The sequence below is a fragment of the Nocardia carnea genome (genome assembly GCF_029868855.1).
Lineage (GTDB): Bacteria > Actinomycetota > Actinomycetes > Mycobacteriales > Mycobacteriaceae > Nocardia > Nocardia carnea_A.
Genome location: NZ_JARWOV010000243.1, coordinates 19,570 through 40,031, shown reverse-complemented (window position 1 = coordinate 40,031; position 20,462 = coordinate 19,570). Strand labels below are relative to the sequence as shown.

The 20,462-nt window shown below is 68.0% G+C and carries 13 protein-coding genes; 10 read left to right on the top strand and 3 right to left on the bottom strand.

What is annotated here, in order from left to right; genetic code table 11:
* Nucleotides 1–41: 41 nt before the first annotated feature.
* The 6 genes from nirD to QH195_RS24170 all read left to right on the top strand — a co-directional run bounded on the left by nirD (nt 42) and on the right by QH195_RS24170 (nt 9,096).
* The gene (gene nirD / locus QH195_RS24195) at nt 42–440 is read left to right on the top strand and encodes a nitrite reductase small subunit NirD (protein WP_280422005.1); all 399 of its coding nucleotides are present in this window, start codon (nt 42–44) and stop codon (nt 438–440) included.
* Complete coding sequence (locus tag QH195_RS24190; protein WP_280422004.1) at nt 437–1,654, top strand: uroporphyrinogen-III synthase; 1,218 nt, start codon at nt 437–439, stop codon at nt 1,652–1,654. Before nirD ends, QH195_RS24190 begins: the two co-directional genes overlap by 4 nt.
* Nucleotides 1,651–2,610 (top strand): sirohydrochlorin chelatase, encoded by a 960-nt coding sequence (locus QH195_RS24185; protein WP_280437128.1) that lies wholly within the window; start codon nt 1,651–1,653, stop codon nt 2,608–2,610. The genes QH195_RS24190 and QH195_RS24185 overlap by 4 nt, the downstream gene beginning before the upstream one ends.
* A 602-nt stretch (nt 2,611–3,212) precedes the next feature.
* Nucleotides 3,213–7,310: an amino acid adenylation domain-containing protein gene (locus QH195_RS24180; protein ID WP_280437127.1), complete on the top strand. Its 4,098-nt coding sequence runs from the start codon at nt 3,213–3,215 to the stop codon at nt 7,308–7,310.
* The gene (locus QH195_RS24175; protein ID WP_280437126.1) at nt 7,307–8,080 is read left to right on the top strand and encodes a DUF6875 domain-containing protein; all 774 of its coding nucleotides are present in this window, start codon (nt 7,307–7,309) and stop codon (nt 8,078–8,080) included. The genes QH195_RS24180 and QH195_RS24175 overlap by 4 nt, the downstream gene beginning before the upstream one ends.
* 41 nt (nt 8,081–8,121) lie before the next feature.
* Nucleotides 8,122–9,096 carry an alpha/beta hydrolase gene (locus QH195_RS24170; protein WP_280437125.1) on the top strand — a complete coding sequence of 325 codons (975 nt, stop codon included), beginning with the start codon at nt 8,122–8,124 and terminating at the stop codon, nt 9,094–9,096.
* 6 nt (nt 9,097–9,102) lie between these two features.
* Here the strand turns inward: QH195_RS24170 and QH195_RS24165 are convergent, their stop codons facing one another.
* The gene (locus QH195_RS24165; protein WP_280422000.1) at nt 9,103–9,849 is read right to left on the bottom strand and encodes a hypothetical protein; all 747 of its coding nucleotides are present in this window, start codon (nt 9,847–9,849) and stop codon (nt 9,103–9,105) included.
* 478 nt (nt 9,850–10,327) lie between these two features.
* Here QH195_RS24165 and QH195_RS24160 point away from each other — a divergent pair, with 478 nt between their 5' ends.
* From QH195_RS24160 to narI, 4 genes are all read left to right on the top strand, one after another.
* Nucleotides 10,328–14,032 (top strand): nitrate reductase subunit alpha, encoded by a 3,705-nt coding sequence (locus QH195_RS24160; protein WP_280437132.1) that lies wholly within the window; start codon nt 10,328–10,330, stop codon nt 14,030–14,032.
* Nucleotides 14,033–14,137: 105 nt separating this feature from the next.
* On the top strand, nt 14,138–15,904 hold the full coding sequence (narH, locus tag QH195_RS24155) for a nitrate reductase subunit beta (protein WP_280437124.1): 1,767 nt from the start codon (nt 14,138–14,140) through the stop codon (nt 15,902–15,904).
* Between the two features lie 31 nt (nt 15,905–15,935).
* Nucleotides 15,936–16,616: a nitrate reductase molybdenum cofactor assembly chaperone gene (gene narJ / locus QH195_RS24150; RefSeq protein ID WP_280421998.1), complete on the top strand. Its 681-nt coding sequence runs from the start codon at nt 15,936–15,938 to the stop codon at nt 16,614–16,616.
* 58 nt (nt 16,617–16,674) lie between these two features.
* Nucleotides 16,675–17,415 carry a respiratory nitrate reductase subunit gamma gene (gene narI / locus QH195_RS24145; protein ID WP_280437123.1) on the top strand — a complete coding sequence of 247 codons (741 nt, stop codon included), beginning with the start codon at nt 16,675–16,677 and terminating at the stop codon, nt 17,413–17,415.
* Between the two features lie 122 nt (nt 17,416–17,537).
* Here narI and QH195_RS24140 read toward each other — a convergent pair whose 3' ends face one another.
* Together QH195_RS24140 and QH195_RS24135 are read right to left on the bottom strand one after the other, a co-directional pair.
* A complete protein-coding gene (locus QH195_RS24140) occupies nt 17,538–18,263 on the bottom strand; it encodes a MerR family transcriptional regulator (RefSeq protein WP_280437122.1) in 726 nt (241 codons plus the stop codon).
* Nucleotides 18,264–18,408: 145 nt separating this feature from the next.
* Complete coding sequence (locus QH195_RS24135) at nt 18,409–20,457, bottom strand: NTP transferase domain-containing protein (RefSeq protein WP_280437121.1); 2,049 nt, start codon at nt 20,455–20,457, stop codon at nt 18,409–18,411.
* Between the last annotated feature and the right edge of the window lie 5 nt (nt 20,458–20,462).

The window sequence follows — 20,462 nt, the reverse complement described above, 5'->3', positions numbered from 1 at the left end:
TGCGCCGGTACCAATGGTTAAGGCGTGTGGAGGAGAACACCATGACCGTGATCGATACCCCTGGCGTTGCCCCGACCACCACCGGGTGGACGCAGGCCTGCCGACTCGACTATCTGATCCCCGGCCGCGGCGTGGCGGTGCTGTTGCCCGGCGGGGCCCAGGCCGCGCTGTTCCTGATGCCGGAGGGCACCTTGTACGCGGTCGGCAATATCGACCCCTTCGGCCGGGCGGCGGTGATGTCGCGCGGGATCGTCGGTGACCGCGGCGGTGAGCCCGTCGTTGCGTCCCCGCTGTTGAAGCAGGCGTTCTCGCTGCTCGACGGCCGGTGCCTGGACGATGCGACCGAATCGCTGCCGGTGTATGCCGTGCGGGTGGACGGCGGACTGGTCTCGATTTCCGACGAACCCCTCGTCATGGCCGCGAACGGCCCCCGCGCATGACGGTTACGGATACGAACACCTCGCTGGCCGGGTTCACCATCGGTATCACCGCGGCCCGGCGCGCCGAGGAATTCGCGACCCTGCTCACCCGGCGGGGCGCGACAGTCGTGTCCGCGCCGGCCATCCGGATCATTCCGCTGGCCGACGACACCGAACTCGAACGGGTGACCCGCGAGCTCGTCGCCGACCCACCGCAGATCGCCGTCGCCACCACCGGGATCGGTTTCCGCGGCTGGATGGAGGCGGCGGAGGGCTGGGGGCTGGCCGAGCAGCTGCGTGCCACGTTCGGCAACACCCGGATGCTGGCCCGCGGACCCAAGGCGAAGGGGGCGATCCGGGCGGCCGAACTCCGGGAGGAATGGTCGCCCGCTTCCGAATCCTCGGCGGAGGTGCTCGACCATCTGCTCGCGGAGGGCGTCGAAGGGGTGCGGATCGCGGTGCAGTTGCACGGCGCGACCACCGAATGGGAACCGATTCCGGACTTCTGCGAGGTGCTGCGCTGCGCCGGCGCCGATGTGGTGCCGGTGCCGGTGTACCGGTGGGAGCCGCCGGCCGATCGCGGTCCGATGGACAGTCTGATCGAGGCCATCGTGACCTCGGCCATCGACTGCGTGACCTTCACCAGCGCGCCCGCGGTGGCGTCGATGCTGATGCGTGCCAAGGAAACCGGTGTGCTCGAGGGTGTCCTGCACGCGCTGCGCAGCCGGGTACCGGCGGCCTGCGTCGGACCCATCACCGCGGCGCCGCTGGAGGAATTGGGTGTCCCGGTCACGATGCCCGGCCGCGCGCGGCTGGGTGCCCTGGCCCGCCATGTGGCCGAGGAACTACCGCGCCGGGCCGGCCGGATCAACGCCGCCGGGCACACCATCAGCGTCCGCGGGGCCTGCGTGGTGGTGGACGGCACGGTGAAACAGCTGGCCCCCGCACCGATGGCACTGATGCGTTCGCTGGCCCGGTATCCAGGGCGGGTGGTGTCGCGTGAGGATCTGCTGGCCGCCCTGCCCGGCGGGGGCGACGACACGCACGCGGTGGAGACAGCCATCGCCCGGCTGCGGGCGGGCCTGGGGACACCGAAGGCGATCCAGACCGTGGTCAAGCGCGGTTACCGGCTGGCCATGGACCCGGCCGAATGCACCGACAACAATGCCGGTGCCGCGCTGCCCGCACCCCCGGCACGTAACACCCGCTATGTGCGCACGGTGGTTTCCGGGTGACCGCGCCGCAGCCGCACGTGCTGGTGCTGGTGGCCCACGGAACCCGCAGCGGTAAGGGCGTGGAGATGATCGCCGCGTTGGCCGAGGCGGTGGGCCGCGAGCTGGGGCACCGGTCGGCACCGGCCGGTAACCGTTGTGTGCACAATGCCGTCGGCGGGCCGAGCGCGGGGAATTTCCGGGCAGTGATCCGCTCTGCCGATCACGGGCCCGCCGGGTGTGGTTGCGTCGGTGACCCTTTCGCGGAATCGGGCGCCGTCTCCGGCCGGTTCACTGCGAGAGTATCGGTGCGTACCGCATTCGTCGATGTGCTCGGTCCCTCGCCGTCGGAAGTGCTGGGCGATCTGGTCGCGCAGTCTCCGGAGTGCGCTGATCTCGCTCCGGCTGTGGTGGTTCCGGCCTTTCTGGCGTCCGGTTATCACGTCTATCAGGACGTGCCGAGGGAAGTGGGCGACAGCGGCCATTCGGCGGTGACGGTAACGGCCGCAATGGGTCCCGACCCGGCACTCGCCCGGATCATGGCCGTCCGGTTGCGGGCCGCGGGCTGGCGCCCGGGTGACGCCGTGGTGTTCGCGGCCGCCGGCTCCTCCGATCCGCGGGCCCTCGCGGATGTGCGCCGTGCCGCCGCCATGCTCACCGCGCAACTCTCGACACCGGTGCGCACGGCGTATGTCGCCACCGGCACGCCGTGTGTTCCGGAGGTGGTGGCGCAGCTGCGCGCGCAGGGGCATGAAAGGGTGTTCATCGCCTCGTACCTTCTTGCGCACGGCCTGTTCCACGAGCGCTTGCATCGGGCCGGTGCGACCGGAGTCGCCGACCCGATCGGCGTGCATCCCGCGGTGGTCCGATTGATCGCGGACCGCTACCGTACCGCTGCCCGAGCAGAGTTCGGCTGCCCCGCAGAAGGTTCGGCGGGCCCGCGTCCGCGCGAGTGGCCGGGCGCCGGGCTGCGTCCCTGACCGGAGAGAAGTACTTCCCGGCATACGGGCCCGGTTCCGGGCGGAGACCCGCCCCGGAGCGTCGATGGCGGTGCCCGGATCGGGCAGTCCCGGTGCAGTTCGTGACCGCTGTGCGGCGGACCGGATATCGATCGCCACCGTCCCGTGCTCGGCGACCTACTGTTCCGCAATCGTGACGACGCAAGTCTGGACGTAACGAGCCGCACCGTCGCGGATGTGTTTTCTCGTACCGCAGTGCTCGCTGTGCGTATGTGGCGGGATTGTTGTCGGTCCGAATGTGGCTCCCGGTCGTCACGCATAGGTGTTGGCGGCGTGTTTCCGAGTGCCGCGTTCGTCTCGGCCGTCGGTCGTAGCCGCCCGTGTCCGGGTGGTGGATCGATCGTTATGCGCATAACGCGCCGGAACGCTGTGCGACGCTATCCGGTCGTGAGCGAAAGCATCGGGGGCGAGACCGATGTAATACGTTCCCGGCAGGCGTAGTGTTCCCGGCAGATTGTTTCCGCAGATAGTCGTAGCAGCGGGTTCTGCCGAATGGCGCGTGGATCGGCGGCCCGATGTTTCTCGATCGGATCCGACCGGGCAATGCAGAAGGAGCGGTCGAGATGAGCTCTCAGAGGACGGTATCGGATCATCCCCTGTCGGCCGCTCAATTGCGCTGGTGGGTGGCCCAGCAACTGTACCCGGCCATTCCGAACACTGTGGCGATGTACCTGGATCTACGCGGTCCGCTCGATGTGGCGCTGATGCGGGGATGTGGTTGCCGAGCGGCCCGGGAGCTCGGGACTCCGGGTGTGCAGGTGCGGTCGGTGGACGGCAGGCCGCGGCAGGTGCGCACGGATGCCGAGCTCGCTTTCACCGACTGTGATCTCGCCGCTCACCACGATCCGGTAACCCGGGCACTGGACCGCATGGACGACGATTATCACACCCCGCTCGATCCGCGCACCGATGTACTCACTGTCGCGGTGCTGTACCGGGTTGCCCCGCAGCGGCATCTGTTGTACCTGCGCAGCCACCATCTTGCGCTCGACGGAGCGGGCGCCGTCGCACTACTGCGTCGCACCGGGGAGCTGTACCGGGCCGCGGTCACCGGCACGGACGAGGGCGGGCCGGGCGGGCTGGACACCGCGGGGCTGCTGGCCGCCGAGAACGCTTATCGGTGTTCGGCGCGGGCGGTGGCCGACCGGGATTACTGGCGTAGCGTGCTGGCCGGTCTGGCCGAGCCGGTGGGGCTCGCCGGCCGGCCTGCGGCGCCGCGGGCGCGGCCGCACCGGGTTTCGGCCGTGGTCGGACCGGCGACAGCACGGTCGGTCGCTACGGCCCGCAGGCGGCACGGCGCCTCCTTCGGCGAACTGCTGATCGCTGCTCTCGGCAGCTACGTTGCCCGGCTGACCGGGAACGACGACCCCGTGCTCTCGTTACCCGTACCGGCGCGCACCACGGCTGTACTGCGCCGATCCGCCGGGTCGGTAGCCAATGTCGTTCCGCTGCGGCTCACCGGTATCGCCCGGGGGACAGTCGGCGCGGCGGTTTCCGGAGTGCGCGCGAAAGTCCTCGGAGCGCTACGTCATCAGCAGTATTCGTACGAGGATATCCAGCGTGACCGCGGCGGCGGCCGAGTCGAGCGTGGCGGCTTCGGACCGGTGATCAATGTGCTCGGTTTCGTGGAGCCGCTGCGGCTGGGCCCGGTCACCGGGCACGCGCATCTGCTGTCGTCCGGGCCGGTGGAGGACCTGCTGGTCAACGGCTACCAGCTCGGTCCCGAGGAAAGCAGTATCCGTATCGACTTCCAGGGCAACCCCGCCCGGTACTCGCCTGCCACCCTGGCTTGGTTTCACTCCGGCTTTCTCGCCTTTCTCGACCGTTTCCTCGTCGCCGCGGCAGACGAGCCGGTCGCGCGTATAGACATATCCGAAAACCTCTCGGGCGAACCAGGATCTGATGCCCCGCGGCCGGAGCTCCGGCGCGATCCGCGGACGCGGGGGCAGCCGAGCGTCCGGTTGCTGCCGGAACTTCTCCGTGCGGGCATGCGGTCCCCGGATTCGGTGGCTGTCGGTGACGGGACCCGGTCACTGACCTATCTGCAGCTGGACCACCTGTCCCGCAGATGGGCCCGGGTGCTGGCCGAATATGGTGCCGGACCGGGGGTCTCCGTGGCGGTGGTGGTACCGCGTTCGATCGAATCGGTGCTCGGTCTCTGGGCCGTCGCCACCGTGGGCGCGTGCTTCGTGCCGATCGATCCCACCGACCCACCGCACCGGATTGCCGCAGTGCTGGCAGCCGCCGGCATCCGGCTCGGCCTGACCGTGACAGCGGTGCGGCCGGAGCTGCTCGGCGTGGATACGGCTCCGGCCGGGACGGACGACGTTGCCGATCGTGTGCGCTGGCTGGAACTGGACGGCGCGGCAGGGGCGGCTCGCACACCGGAAAAGCCGGCGGCGACCGGAAGTACTCGGCATGGTGGCAACGGGAAACAGCCGGGAACGTATACGGATACCGGCGGTCCGGAGGTGCCGTGGTCCGGGCTCTGCCCGGACCATCCGGCCTATCTGATTCATACATCGGGCACCACCGGAACGCCGAAAGGTGTTCTCGTCGGGCACCGAGGGCTGGGTCCGCTCACCGAGTACATCGTCGACCGCTATCGAGTCGGTGCGGATTCGGTTGTTCTGCACGCACATTCGCCTGCTTTCGATGCTCACCTGCTGGAGTTGCTCGCGGCGTTCGCGGCCGGGGCGCGGCTCTTCGTCGCTCCGGCCGGGCCGCCGGTGAGTGGCGAGCTCACCGATACGATCCGGGCCGCCGAAATCACCCATCTGCTCAGCACTCCCGCGGTACTCGGCACCTTGGATCCCGGCCGGCTCCCGAGTCTGCAAGCCGTGGTGACCGGAGGTGAGGCTCCCGCCGCTGAACTCGTGCGGCGCTGGGTTCCGCGCGTCCGGTTGTACAACGGCTACGGTCCGACCGAGGCGACGGTGATGACGATGCAGAGCGAACCGTTGACGCCCGACGAACCGGTATTGATCGGCCCGGCACTGCCCGGTGTGCGGGCAGCGGTCCTGGACACCCGGCTGCGGCCGGTGCCCACCGGCGGGCGTGGCGAACTGTATGTGGGCGGGCCCGGAGTGGCGCTCGGCTATCTGCACAACCCGGCGGCCACCGCCGCCCGTTTCGTCGCCGATCCCGCGGACACCGGCGCGCGACTGTATCGGACCGGCGACCTGGTGCGTGCAGACCCCGGTGGTTACGAATTCCTCGGCCGCGTCGATCGGCAGCTCGCCCTGCACGGCCGCCGGATCGAACCCGGCGAGATCGAATCGGCTCTCACCGCCTGTGCGGAGATCACGCAGGCGGTGGTGACGGTCGCGGGCGGTCCCGGACCCTCGGCCCGGCTGGCGGGCTATGTGGTCGTCGCCGCGGGGCACCGTTTCGATCCGGCCGGCACGTTGCGTCGGCTGCGGACCGTGTTGCCGGCCGCGCTGGTGCCGGCGGTGCTGCTCGAGATCGACCGGATCCCGTTGACCCCCAACGGGAAACTGGATCGCGATCGGCTGCCCGAACCCGTATCGGCGCGCTCCTATCGTGCCCCGGAGACGGAGATTCAGCGACTGGTCGCGCAGAAGGTGGGCAGTATCGTCGGCCGTCCGGATATCGGCGTAGACGACGATTTCTTCGCGCTCGGCGGCAATTCTCTGCTCGGTGTCGGGCTTGCGGCCGAACTCGCCGATGCGACCGATGTCCCGGTCACTGTGCGCTGGCTGTACACCACACCGACGGTGGCGGATCTGGCCGACAGGATCGCGAGTTATCGCGGAACCGATAGCTTCGAGGCCCGGAACGGGCAGGTGAAGACCGAATCCGGGATCGTTGCGACGGCGGATACCGAAGGGCTGCAGACACTGCTGCCGTTGCGGCGCGCAGGCGCATCGCCGCCGCTGTTCTGTTTCCATTCCGCGGTACCACTGGCCTGGTGTTATATGGGTCTTTCCCGCCGGATCGGCGACCGCCCGGTCTACGGGATCCAATCCCCGGTGCTGACTTCCGACGAGCCGGACCCGGCCACCGTGGAAACTCTCGCCGATCGCTATCTGCGCGAAATTCTGCGGGCGCAGCCCGAGGGGCCCTACCATCTGCTCGGCTGGTCGCTCGGCGGTCAGCTCGCCCATGCGGTCGGGGTGCGTTTACGTGATCTCGGCCGCGAGGTCGCGGTATTGGCCCTGCTCGACAGCGTCGTCTTCCCGCCGGACACCCCACCGCCACCGCCGCCGCGGCCGCGGATGCGGGATCTGCTGACCCATCTGCTCGGCGGCGAACCCGACGAGGCGGACGCGGCACAGGTCCCGGATCTGACCGCCGCCGAAGCAGCCGCCGAGTTGGCGGCCGCGGGCGCGACCCTGGGCGCCGGTCTGTCCGCCGATCGGCTCGACCGGCTGCACCGCGCCTACATCGCCGGAGTCGAGATATCGGCCCGCTACCGGCCCGGCGTCTTCGACGGTGATTTGCTGTACTTCTCGGCCACCCGTGGCATGACCGAACTACTCGACGCGCGGCTGTGGCGTCCCTACGTCACTGGAGACCTGATCGAGTTCTCGGTCGACGCAGCCCATGGCCAGCTGATGAATCCGGAGGCTGTCGCGGTGATCGCGCCCATCCTGACCGATTACCTGGCCGGCCTCGCCGAACCGGTGGACAGCCGATGACCGGGCAGCGGGCGATGATTCCGCCGCAGTCCCGGCGTCCCCTGGCCCCTGTGCCGGAGGATGCGGCCCCGCATGCATATCGCGGCAGGCGGACCGGTTCGACCTGGTGGGATGTTTACGAAAACCGCGCGAGCTGGACCGCAAACCATCCCGATGTCGCGGCGCTCGTGCACTGGGTCGACGACCATCTGATGCAAGCGCATCCGGACCTGGGACGGGATGGACCGGTATGCCCGTTCGTCCGGCAGACTGCCCGTTGCCACGCGCTGTGGGTCGCCTCGTTCCATGGTGGTGACGCGCTGACCACCGAGGAGGTATCGGCCGCGGTGGCGGACGCCCACGAGTTGTACGACCGCTTGCGTGCCGCGGAGACCGATAGTCGATGGCTCACCACGGTGGCCGTTTTCCCTGGTCTCACCGACTACGAGCGTATCGATACGGCGCACCGCCGTCACAAGACCGAGGTGGTGCGCGACGGCTTGATGCTCGGCCAGTTCTATCCGGGCTGCCGGGTACCCGGGCTGTGGAACGCCGATTTCCACCCGCTGGATGCACCGTTACCGATGCTGGTGATCCGGCCCATGATGACCACCGACTACCCGTTCCTGGTGGAGCGGACGGACTGGCTGTACGCGTACTTCAGCAAGGTCGCGCCGCACCTGCCGCGTGGTCTGCGCTGGTCGATCGCGGAGCGGATGCGGGTATCGGAAGAAGAGGCCGGGGCGATCACCGCACTGCGGGTGCACGCCCGCGACGAACACGCCAAATGAGTACCGGTGGCGCCGGTGCAGGCCGTGGTAGAAACCACGGCATGTACCGGCTGCCGCGTTGCCTGGTGTACCTGTTCGCCCTGTGTTTCGCGTCGATACCGGCCGTCCCGGCCGCGGCGGAGGGGCCGGCCCGGATCCTGGACGTACGTCCTGTGGGTGGCCGGCAGTTCGAGGTGGTGGTTCATTCGGCCGCCATGGACAAACCGATCACGCTGTGGATATCGCATCCGGGTACGACCGCTCCGGCGCTGTACCTGCTCAATGCCGGCGACGGCGGCGAGGACGGCGGTCCCTGGACGCGGCGCACCGACGTGGTGGAATTCTTCGCCGACAAACCGGTGAACGTGATCGTGCCGATGGGCGGCCGGGCCAGCTTCTACACCGACTGGATCGCCGATGATCCGGTTCTCGGCCGCAACAAATGGGAAACCTTCCTCACCAGCGAACTGCCGCCGCTGCTGAACGCGCGCTTCGGGATGACGGGCCGCAATGCGGTGGCCGGCCTGTCCATGTCGGCGATATCGGCACTGAACCTGGCGATCCACGCACCCGGCCTGTACCAGGCCGTCGGTGCCTACAGCGGCTGTCCCCGCACCACCGACCCGGCGGCCCGCGCCATCGTGTATTCGCAGCTGGCAGCATTCGGCGCGAATGCCACGAACATGTGGGGCGACCCCGGCCATCCCGAGTGGCTCGAGCACGACCCGATGCTGCACCTGGAGCGATTGCGGGGAACGGCGCTCTACATCTCCTCCGGTAGCGGGGCGCCCGGCCCGCACGAGGTGCTGCATGCCCGGGGAATCGACGGCGATCCGCTGCGGCTGGCCGACCGGATACTGGTCGGCGGCACGATGGAATCCATCGTCGACAACTGCACCGGTCCGCTGGCGGCCGCACTGGCCGACCGGCAGATCCCGGCGACCGTGCACTTCCATCCGGGCACGCACGCATGGGCCTACTGGCAGGACGATCTGCACCGGTCCTGGCCGGTTTTCGCGGGCGCGCTGGGCGTCTGAAACGGGTCAGACCCGGTACCAGACGAACGGATTGTCGCGGGTGGGGCCGTGCTCATCGATCTGATCGAAGAGCCAGGAGGCGGGCTCCACCACCGCGCTGTTGTCGTTGCCCTCGTCGAATGCGACCAGGATGCCGACGAAGGCGGCGTGCCCGTCGGAGGTCTGCCGGTAGACGACCGCACCGGAATCACCGCCCTTCGCGCCCAGGGTATTCGTCGTGTAGAGGTAACCCTCGGTGATTTCGGTGATCGTTCCGCAGCTCCAGCCGGTGGTCGCGCCGAGTTTGCAGACCTGCTGGCTCATCTGCGGCTTCATATCCACCGAGGACAGGCCGAAGCTGCCCATGCTGGCGGCGACCCCGATACCGTCGTAGAGCCGGATCAGCGCGAACCCGAAGGTGAGACCTTCGTCCGGCCGGTGGAATTCGTACCAGCCGATCGGGTTGCCGTCTTTGTCCGTGACGACCCCATTGCGGTAGCAGTGCCCCGCCGTGACCGCGTACCGGGCCTCGCCGATCATGCCCGTGAGCCCCACCGTGCAGCGGCTGACCTCGACCTTGCCGCCCACGATCTCGGTACGCTTGACCTCCATACCGGGATACACGGTCACGGCCGGAGCGGCGGCCGCCCGGCCCGGCGCGGAAACCGCACCAACCGCGACCACCGCACCGGCGGCCAGCATAATCGCCGCTACAGCGGCCAGGACGCGAGCAGTAGTTCGCCGCCCCCGCAACACCGGCACAGGCCTGACCATGGTGCACCTCGAAGCTGATCGGGCGACCGCCGGCGGCAGTCGGATCGGGCAGCAATCGTAGGCGAACCGCCTCCGGGCTCGAAGCCGGCGGCTTCCCGCTGTGTAGAAGTGCCTATGCCAGGTGCACGAATTCCGGCCCGAGGTGACCGCCACGGTATGTAAACAAATGTAAACCGCTGGAGAAGCGGCCATTGCCGAAATTTCACCGGACCGGCCGGCGGGTGCCGCCGGGACACCCGATCTTCGGCATCGCGCCCCGTTTTCCCAGGTGGCCTCGCCCGGCCGCCGTACCACCCGCACCCGCGCAGTGACCACCACATTGCGGTGCCCTCACAGCTCACCGACCTGCGATTTTCGTTGTGAGAAAGCCGTTTGGCCCGGTCCGGCGGCGTCCTTACAGTCGAGGCGTCAGCCCGATTTCACCGCTTGTAGAAAAGGGGGCGTCGTGGTTGCTTCACGTACTCCGGGCTCAACGCATATCACTTCGGACACCGCGACCGGGCAACCCGGCGCGGGCGACGCACTCCTGCGGCTGGGCAAATATTTCCAGCGGGGCGAGGTCTCGGCCGACCACCGCACCGTGCACAAGGTCGGCGGGCGCAGTGCCGACGAGTTCTATCGCGACCGCTGGTCGCACGACAACGTGGTGCGTTCCACCCACGGAGTGAACTGCACCGGCTCGTGCTCCTGGAAGATCTACGTGAAAGACGGTGTGATCACCTGGGAATCGCAACAGACCGACTATCCGTCGGTGGGGTCGGACAAACCCGAGTACGAACCCCGTGGCTGCCCGCGTGGCGCGTCGTTCTCCTGGTACACCTATTCCCCGGCGCGGGTCCGGTATCCGTATGTGCGGTCGACGCTGCTGGAGATGTACCGGGAAGCCAAGCAGCGGTTGAAGGACCCGGTGCTCGCGTGGGGCGATATCGTCGCCGACCCCGAGCGGTCCCGGGCATACAAGGCCGCGCGGGGTAAGGGCGGATTCGTCCGCGCCGAATGGTGGGAGGCCGCCGAGATCGCGGCCGCGGCTCATGTGCACACCATCAAGGAGTTCGGCCCGGACCGGGTCGCGGGATTCTCGCCGATCCCGGCGATGTCCATGGTCAGCCATGCGGTGGGCGCCCGCTTCATCTCCCTGCTGGGCGGGTCGATGCTGTCGTTCTACGACTGGTACGCGGATCTGCCCGTTGCCTCGCCGCAGGTGTTCGGCGATCAGACCGATGTGCCGGAATCCGCGGACTGGTTCGACGCCGGATATCTCATCATGTGGGGTTCGAACGTCCCGGTGACCCGCACGCCGGACGCCCACTACATGACCGAGGCCCGCTACCGCGGTCAGAAGGTCGTGGTGGTGTCGCCGGATTACGCCGACAACACCAAATTCGCCGACGAATGGGTCGCCGCCCGGCCGGGCACCGATGCCGCGCTGGCCATGGCGATGGGTCATGTGGTGCTGCGCGAGTTCTTCGTCGACCGCAGCACGCCTCGCTTCCTGGACTATATCCGCAAATACACCGATCTGCCTTTCCTGATCACCGTGGAGGAGGGCGCCGACGGGGTCGCGGTACCGGGCAAATTCCTCACCGCCGCCGATCTCGGAAAGACCGACGAGGGCGCCGAGTTCCGGACCGTGGTGCTGGATTCGGACGGGGCACCGGTGGTGCCGAACGGATCGCTGGGGGATCGGTTCGGCGAGAACGGCACCGGCCGGTGGAATCTGGATCTCGGGGGTGTGGAGCCACTCCTGACGCTGTACGGCCGCACCGATGATGCTGCGGCCGTACAGTTTCCCCGGTTCGACAGCGATGTGCCCGGTGTCCTGACCCGCGGGGTGCCGACGCAGATCGTCGCCGGTAAACGGGTCACTACAGTGTTCGATCTACTGCTCGCCCAGTACGGAGTGGGCCGCCCGGATCTCCCCGGAACCTGGCCGACCGGCTACGACGACGCCGGTGAGCCGTACACCCCGGCCTGGCAGGAGGCCATCACCGGCGTTCCGGCCGTGCAGGCCCGGCGGATCGCCCGCGAATTCGCCGATAACGCCGACCGTTCCGGTGGCCGGTCGATGATTCTGATGGGCGCCGGCACCAACCACTGGTTCCATTCCGATCAGATCTACCGATCCTTCTTCACCCTGACCCTGCTCACCGGCTGTCAGGGGGTCAACGGCGGCGGGTGGGCGCACTATGTGGGTCAGGAGAAATGTCGCCCGGTGACCGGCTGGTCCACGCTCGCCTGCGGCCTGGACTGGCAGCGCCCGCCGCGGCAGATGCAGGGCACGGTGTTCTGGTATCTGACCAACGACCAGTGGCGCTACGACCCGTTCACCGCCGAAACCTTCGCCTCACCGCTCGGCAAAGGGACGTTCGCCGGACGCACGGCCGCGGACAATATCGCCCTGGCGACCCGCCTGGGCTGGATGCCCTCCTATCCGACCTTCGACCGCAACCCCCTCGACCTCGCGGACGAGGCCGAGGCCGCCGGGCGCACCGCTGCCGAACATGTGGTCGACGGACTGAAATCCGGTGAGCTGCGCTTCGCCTGCGAAGACCCGGATGCCCCGGAGAACTTCCCGCGCGTGCTCACGGTCTGGCGGGCCAATCTGCTGGGCTCCTCGGGTAAAGGCAACGAATACTTCCACCGGCATCTGCTCGGCGCGGATTCCAATCTGCAGACCACCGACACCACCGGGGTCCGTCCCGAGGAACTGGTCTGGCGCGACGAAGCCGCGACCGGAAAGCTCGACCTGCTGCTCTCCCTGGACTTCCGGATGACCAGCACCACGCTTTTCTCCGATATCGTGCTCCCGGCCGCCACCTGGTACGAGAAACACGATCTGTCCTCGACGGATATGCATCCGTTCGTACATGCCTTCACCCCGGCCATCTCGCCGCCGTGGGAGGCGAAAACCGATTTCGAGGCGTTCCACCGGATCGCCCGCGGTTTCTCCTGGCTGGCCGAGAAACATCTCGGAGTGCGCAAAGATATCGTCGCGGTTCCGCTGCAACACGATTCGCCGGATGCCATGGCGCAGGCCGGGGGCAAGGTGCTGGACTGGAAGACGGGGGAATGCGAACCGATTCCGGGCAGGACCATGCCGAAAATCGTTGTGGTCGAGCGGGATTATTCGAAGATCGCGGAGAAGATGGCCGCGCTCGGGCCGCTGATCGATACCCTCGGCGTCACCACCAAGGGAATCACCACGCACCCCGGCGCCGAGGTCGAATACCTCGCGGGGATGAACGGGACAGTGGTGTCGGGGGTGGCGCAGGGGCGGCCGTCGCTGGCCAAGGACAGCCACGCCGCGGAGGCGATCCTGGCGCTGTCGGGTACCACCAACGGCCGGCTCGCGGTGGAAGGTTTCCACGCCCTGGAGCGGCGCACCGGTACCGAACTGGCCGATCTGGCCGCCGAACACGAGGGTAAACGGATCACCTTCGCCGATACCCAGGCGCGTCCGGTACCGGTGATCACCTCACCGGAATGGTCGGGATCGGAAACCGGCGGCCGCCGGTATTCGCCGTTCACCATCAACACCGAACGCCTCAAACCATGGCACACCCTCACCGGGCGCCAGCATTTCTACCTCGACCACGACTGGATGATCGAACTCGGCGAACAGCTGCCCACCTTCCGGCCGCCGCTGGATATGACGGCGTTGTTCGCCGAACCCGGGGTCGGCGAGGTGAGCGAGCGCGGTATCACGGTGCGCTATCTGACACCGCACTCCAAGTGGTCGATCCACTCCGCCTACCAGGACAACCTGCATATGCTCACGCTTTCGCGTGGCGGGCAGACGATCTGGATGTCGGATAAGGACGCCGCGAAAATCGGCGTGGCGGACAATGACTGGATCGAGGCGATCAACCGCAACGGTGTGGTGGTGGCCCGGGCCATCGTCTCGCACCGGATGCCCGAGGGCACCGTGTTCATGTACCACGCGCAGGACCGTGCGGTGGACGTCCCGCGGATCGAGGGAATCACGGGAACCGGCGAAACCTTCAAAGGCAAGGGCAAACGCGGCGGTATCCACAACGCGCTCACCCGGATCATGATCAAACCCACGCATCTGATCGGCGGCTACGCCCAGCAGTCGTTCGCGCTCAACTACCACGGCCCGACCGGGAACCAGCGCGACGAAGTCACCACCATCCGCCGCCGCAGCCAGGAAGTCAGGTATTGAGATGGCGCAGCGAATCGGTGCCCCCATTCGACCGCAGGCACGCGTGCACGGCTGCCGACGGTTTTCGGCCGTGTGCACAATTCCCGGAGAGGCGGAACTGCTCCTATGCGTGTGATGGCACAAATGGCCATGGTCATGAATCTGGACAAATGCATCGGCTGCCACACCTGCTCGGTGACCTGTAAACAGGCCTGGACCAACCGCGGTGGCACCGAATACGTCTGGTTCAACAATGTGGAAACCCGGCCCGGGCAGGGCTACCCGCGGCAGTACCAGGACCAGGAGAAGTGGAAGGGCGGCTGGACCCTGAACAAGCGGGGCAAGCTCACCCTGAAATCGGGGTCGCGGTTCAAGCGGCTGCTCAATATCTTCGCCAACCCCGACCTGCCGACCATCGAGGACTATTACGAGCCCTGGAGCTACGAATACGACAATCTGCTGTCTTCCCCGGCCATCGACACCACGCCGGTGGCCAGGCCGAAATCGCTGATCACCGGGGACGATACGAAAGTCACCTGGGGCGCGAACTGGGACGACGATCTCGGGTCCGGGCCGGAACAGGTGGGCAAGGATCCCCTGCTGGCGCGAGTCTCCGAGCAGGTGAAGCTCGAATTCGAAGAGACCTTCATGTTCTACCTGCCGCGGATCTGCGAACACTGCCTGAACCCGTCGTGTGCGGCGTCGTGTCCCTCCGGCGCGATCTACAAACGCTCCGAGGACGGCATCGTCCTGGTGGACCAGGACAAATGCCGCGGCTGGCGGCAGTGCATGACCGGCTGCCCGTACAAGAAGATCTATTTCAACCACAAAACCGGCAAAGCCGAGAAATGCACATTCTGCTACCCGCGGGTGGAGGTCGGTATTCCGACCGTATGCTCGGAAACCTGCGTCGGCCGGTTGCGCTATATCGGCGTCATGCTCTATGACGCCGACGCGGTGCTCGAGGCGGCGTCGGTCACCGAGGACAAGGATCTGTATCCGAGCCAGCTCGGGGTCTTCCTGAACCCGCACGATCCGCGTGTCGTCGCCGAGGCCGAACGGGCCGGGATATCCCCGGAATGGATTCAGGCCGCACAGGATTCACCGGTCTACAAACTCATCGTCGACTACCAGATCGCGCTACCGCTGCATCCGGAATACCGCACCATGCCGATGGTCTGGTACGTACCGCCGCTCTCCCCGGTGGTGGATGTGCTGACCGAAACCGGGCACGACGGCGAGGACCACGCCAACCTGTTCGGCGCTATCGACGCACTCCGCATCCCGGTGGAGTACCTGGCCGAACTGTTCACCGCCGGTGACGTCGGCCCGGTTCGCGCCGCGTTGCAGCGGCTCGCCGGGATGCGCGCGTTCATGCGCTCCATCAACCTCGGGCAGGAACCCGACCCGGCCATCGCGCCCTCGGTGCGGCTGGAACCGGAGGAGATCGAGGCCATGTACCGGCTGCTCGCCATCGCGAAATACGAGCACCGCTATGTGATCCCGACCGGCGCGGGCGCGCAGGCACACGAACTGGACTCGCTCGCCACCGGCTGCAGCCTGGACAACGACGGTGGCCCGGGCATGACCGCCTTCGATCAGATGGTGGAGAAATTTCATCTCACCGATTCGAACGACGCGGCACCGGAGGAGAAGTCGGGCCGGATCAATCTGCTCAACTGGGATGGTAAGAGCACCGAAGGATTGATCCCGGTCGGTGCGAACGGGCCGGCCGCGGGCGAGCGGAATGGACAGCGTGCCCCCGTCGCGAACGGCGCGGGCGCACGTAGCAGGGCAGTAAGCGGGCACAACGACGCTGCGACGGAGAACCGGGTCGCCGCGGTGAACGGTGATGGCGCGGTGCGGCCCGAAACCTCGGAGGCCGGCCGGTGACCTACACGATGACCTGCCGGCGGAGTGCACGATGGCCCTCCTGAAACTACGCCGCCGGCCCGAACCCACCGTCGCGATGAGTGAACGGGACCGCCGGCTCGTCTGGCGGACCGCCGCCCTACTACTCGACTATCCCGCCGCCGCCACGATCACCATGCTCGACCAGGTGATCGCGGCCGTCGGCGAGTTACCGGAACCGGTGCGTACCCATCTCGCGGAGTTCTGCGACCACTTGCGTACCACCCCGCAACTCGACCTGGCCGCGGACTACGTCGAAACCTTCGATATGCGCCGCCGTGCCAGCCTGCACCTCACCTTCTACGCGTACGGCGACACCCGTAAACGCGGTATGGCGCTGCTGCGGTTCAAACACGCCTACCGGCACGCCGGGGTCGAACTCGACGACACCGAACTCCCCGATCACCTGCCGGTACTGCTGGAATTCGCCGCCACCGTAGACCCCGTCGGCGGGGAACGACTACTGGGCGAACACGTGCCGGTGATCGAGCTGCTGCGGCTGTCGCTGTCCGATGCCGGTTCGCCCTATGCCGCGGTACTGGCCGCCGTGCTGGCGACTCTCGCCCCGCCGACCACCGCGGACCGGCGCAAGATCGCCGAACTCGCCGCGCAGGGGCCGCCCGAGGAAGAGGTCGGGCTGGACCCCTTCGCCGTGGACCCGACGATGCCGGAGCGATCGGAAGGCCGCCGATGAGCCGATATGTCCGCTGCGGCCTCGGTGGCCTGCCCGAAACTGCTCCGAGGAGGACCCGGTGACCACCTTCTTGTGGATGACCCTGCCCTATGTGGCCTTCACATCCTTCGTGCTGGGCCATATCTGGCGCTACCGCAACGACCAGTTCGGCTGGACCACTCGGTCGTCGCAGATCTACGAATCCCGCCTACTGCGCATGGGCAGCCCACTGTTCCATTTCGGCATGCTCGGAGTGTTCTTCGGGCACGTACTCGGCGTCCTGATCCCGGAATCCTGGACCGCGGCTGTGGGTATCAGCGAACATGTCTATCACCTGGTATCGGTGAGCGCGGGCTCGCTGGCCGGTCTCATGGTGATCGCCGGTATCGGCATTCTGCTCTACCGCCGGTTCACCGTTCCCGCCGTCCGCAAAGCGACCACCACCAACGACAAGTTCATGTATTTCCTGCTGGCCGGCGCCCTGATCACCGGCATGCTGAACACCATGGGCAGCAACCTGCTGTGGGGCACCTACAACTACCGCGAAACTGTTTCCCCGTGGTTCCGCAGCCTGTTCACCCTGAGCCCCCAACCGGATCTGATGGTCGGCACTCCGTGGACGTTCCAAGCCCACGGCCTGTTCGTCCTGGCCCTGATCGCGGTCTGGCCCTACACCCGCCTGGTCCACATGTTCTCTGCCCCCGTCGGCTACCTGGTCCGCCCGTACGTGGTCTACCGCAGCAAGGAGATCGCGGGCCCCGACAAACGCCGCTACGCCCGCGCCTGGGAAGCCCCGGTCACCCCCGAACGCTGGAGCTGATCGGATCCTGGCACAGAGCAGCCACAACGCTTTTCAGCTGATGCGACCTTGCTGACTGCGTGGCGCGGTGCCGCCGGTCACACCTCGCCCTCGGCGAAGTGGACGGAGTGCAGGCCTTCGGGTCAGTCCTGTTCGGTGGCCGTGAGTATGCGGTTCACGCGGAGGAGGACGTCGAACTGGGCCTCGTTGTAGAGGTCTTTCAGGGCCAGGGCGAGCGCTTGGGCCGCGCGCTCGGGACCGACCGGTGAATCGTGCACCGTCGCGATGTTCGGGTAGGCGGCATGGAGTCTCCGGGCGTACGGTGCGACGCGTTCGGCCACTTCCGCGCGTCTCTGTTCGTCGGCGTCGGCGGGGAGGTTGTCGAAATCGGCCATCGCGGGATCGCTTATGTCATCGGTGGTGAGCAATTCGCGCATCGAATTCAGGGCCGTCGGGCCGAGGACCCGGTTCATGATGACGGTATAGGCGCGATCGGCCTCGGTGAGCTCCGCGGCGCTCGACGCCAGGTCGGGCGGCAGATCGGTGGGGGTGCCCTGGCGGAGGATGAGGGCGAGTTCCATGCGGATGCGCTGCAGGCGCTCGATGGTCGAGGCCAGTTCGGCGTCCAGGGTGAGCAGCGATTCGCGCGGATATTCGTTCTCGCCCATCTCGGCGATCCGGGACAGGGGTATGCCGAGGTCGGACAGGCGTTTGATGCGCAGGACGCGCAGTAGATGGGCGACGCCGTAGCGCTTGTAGCCGTTGCTTCCGCGTTCGGGCTGCTCGAGGAGACCGACGTCGTGATAGTGCCGTACCGTCCGCACGCTGGTGCCGGCGAGTTCGGCGAGTTCACGAGTACTCCAGGACATGATCGGCTCCTCGGATCGGATCTGCCGCGCGTATGCCCGGCCCTTACTCCAGCGTGAACCGTGCCGTAACGGCATAGTCAAATTCTGCCCGACGCGTCCGATCGGTAGGCGACGCAGCGTCGGCCGGTCAGGTCGTGGGGCGAGGTCAGCAGGGGACCTGGATGAACTCGACCGGGGTGCCGTCGGGAGCGCCGGCGGGCACGACGACCACACCATCGCGGTCGACGAGGCCGCCGAGGTGGGCGGTTCGTACGGTGGGGTCGCCGATCAAGCCGCCGGTGAGGTCCGCGGCAACGCGGGCGGGGACGATACGGGTTACCGGGCCGGCGATCTCGGCGGCATTGTGCAGCGGTCCGATCAGCGGCCGGGGGAAGTGGGCCCCGGTGCGGCCCGCGACGATGGCGGGGATCAGGGCGAGCAGCGTGGCGACGGCGGCAAACGGGTTGCCCGGAAGTCCGAGGACCGTTGTCGTCGAGGGGAGTTCGGCTGCCACAGTGGACCCGCCAGGGCGTAATGCTAGGCGGGGCACCAGGATTCGGGCTCGGGCGCGGTCCAGAGCGCCGCGGAGTTGATCGGCGGCGCCGCCGCCGGTCGCGCCGACGACGACGAGGAGATCGCAATCGGTGGCGGTGGCCAGCACCTGGTCGAAACCGTGGGCGGTATCGCGCAGGTGTACCTGGTCGACGGTGCGGACCCCCTGCGCGGCGAGGAGGTCCGGCAGGACGGGGCCGATGGAATCCCGGGTCTGCCCGGCCTGTAGCGGCCCGGTGCTGCGGATCTCGTCGCCGGTCATGACGATCCGGGCGCGGACGGGTCCGCGGACGGCTGCTGTGGTGACCTCCACCGCGGCGGCCGCGGAAACGAGCGCGGCGGTGACCGCCGAACCGGCCGGAGCGATGAGGTCACCGGGTGTACGGTCCTCGCCGCGACGGCGGATATCGGAACGCTCCGGAGTATCGGGAAGCCGGTGCAGCCGGCCGTCGTATCGGGCGAACTCGTCGCGCAGGACACGCGTGGTGCCCTCGGGAACCTGGGCGCCGGTGGCGATCCGGACCGCCTCTCCGGGGTGCAGACCGTCCGGGCGCTGTCCGCCGGCGAAACCGATATCGGCGCGAAGTTCCCACGGGCCGTCACCGCGGACCGCGTATCCGTCCATCGCCGAGACATCGAACCGCGGCAGCGCGCCGAGCGCGCTGAGCGGGGTGGCCAGCGCCGCGCCTCGGGCAACTGTCAACTCGCAGTGGCGTTCGGGAAGCCGGGAAAGGCTCTCGCGCAGGGCCTCGCGCGCGTGATCCAGCGACAGCGGCGAGCCGGCAGCGGGTTCCGGGATGCCGGCGGGGTGCGGTGTGCCGGTGACCGATTGTGCGGTGGTTGGGGGAACCGGTGCACCGATATCCCTCGGTTCATCGGAGGTGGCCGGCCCGGCGCCACCGGCCGGGAAAGCTGCGGGAAGGCCGATTACCGCGGAGCTACCGCCGCGCCCGGCCGCGCCGCGACCCCTGTCGGAGGCATCGGCGGTGCCCGCGCCGAACGTCGGGTTACCGCCGGAGCCGTGTGTTCCACCGTCGGCGGTGTTTCGGGAAGCGTCGTGGTCGCCGCGGTGCGCCGGATCCCGACTCGTTGCCAGCGCTGCGCGGGCGACGTCGATATCTCCCGGTGTATCGCAATCGTCGACTCCGGCCAACGGCACCATTTTCGTGTGCCGGGGTACCAGTACCTTCATCGGCTGGTTGACCACAGTGTCGAGTTCGCGCAGCCGGGCCGCCAGCGCCTCGTACCGCCACACACCGATCAGGTACTGCGGACGGCCGTTGCTGTCGGCCGCGAACACGGCGTCGAAATCCGCACGATGCCGCAGCAGTTCGCCGATTACCGCGGGGGTCAGGAACGGCATATCGGCGGCGAGGACGACCACATGGGCGGTGACCTCGTCGCCGAGAGCGGCCAACCCGGCGGCGACGGCCGCCACCGGCCCGGAACCGGGCTCGGGTTCGCGGGTTTGCAGAATCGCCGCGGCGAGTTCCGGTCGCGGCGGGCCGACGACCACGGTGCGACCCGGTCCCGCGGCGGCCAGCGCGGTTTCCAGCATGGAACGACCGCCCACCACGAGCCCCGGTTTGTCGACGCCACCCATACGACTGGCCCGGCCCCCGGCGAGCACGATCACGTCCGGGGCGGGCGCGGAATTCGGCATACCGC

What these genes read in the sequence shown, in the direction of transcription:
- nirD (WP_280422005.1), top strand. Translation starts at nt 42, where the DNA reads ATGACCGTGATCGATACCCCTGGCGTTGCCCCGACCACCACCGGGTGG.
- QH195_RS24190 (WP_280422004.1), top strand. Translation starts at nt 437, where the DNA reads ATGACGGTTACGGATACGAACACCTCGCTGGCCGGGTTCACCATCGGT.
- QH195_RS24180 (WP_280437127.1), top strand. Translation starts at nt 3,213, where the DNA reads ATGAGCTCTCAGAGGACGGTATCGGATCATCCCCTGTCGGCCGCTCAA.
- QH195_RS24175 (WP_280437126.1), top strand. Translation starts at nt 7,307, where the DNA reads ATGACCGGGCAGCGGGCGATGATTCCGCCGCAGTCCCGGCGTCCCCTG.
- QH195_RS24170 (WP_280437125.1), top strand. Translation starts at nt 8,122, where the DNA reads ATGTACCGGCTGCCGCGTTGCCTGGTGTACCTGTTCGCCCTGTGTTTC.
- QH195_RS24165 (WP_280422000.1), bottom strand. Translation starts at nt 9,849, where the DNA reads ATGGTCAGGCCTGTGCCGGTGTTGCGGGGGCGGCGAACTACTGCTCGC.
- narH (WP_280437124.1), top strand. Translation starts at nt 14,138, where the DNA reads ATGCGTGTGATGGCACAAATGGCCATGGTCATGAATCTGGACAAATGC.
- narJ (WP_280421998.1), top strand. Translation starts at nt 15,936, where the DNA reads ATGGCCCTCCTGAAACTACGCCGCCGGCCCGAACCCACCGTCGCGATG.
- QH195_RS24140 (WP_280437122.1), bottom strand. Translation starts at nt 18,263, where the DNA reads ATGTCCTGGAGTACTCGTGAACTCGCCGAACTCGCCGGCACCAGCGTG.
- QH195_RS24135 (WP_280437121.1), bottom strand. Translation starts at nt 20,457, where the DNA reads ATGCCGAATTCCGCGCCCGCCCCGGACGTGATCGTGCTCGCCGGGGGC.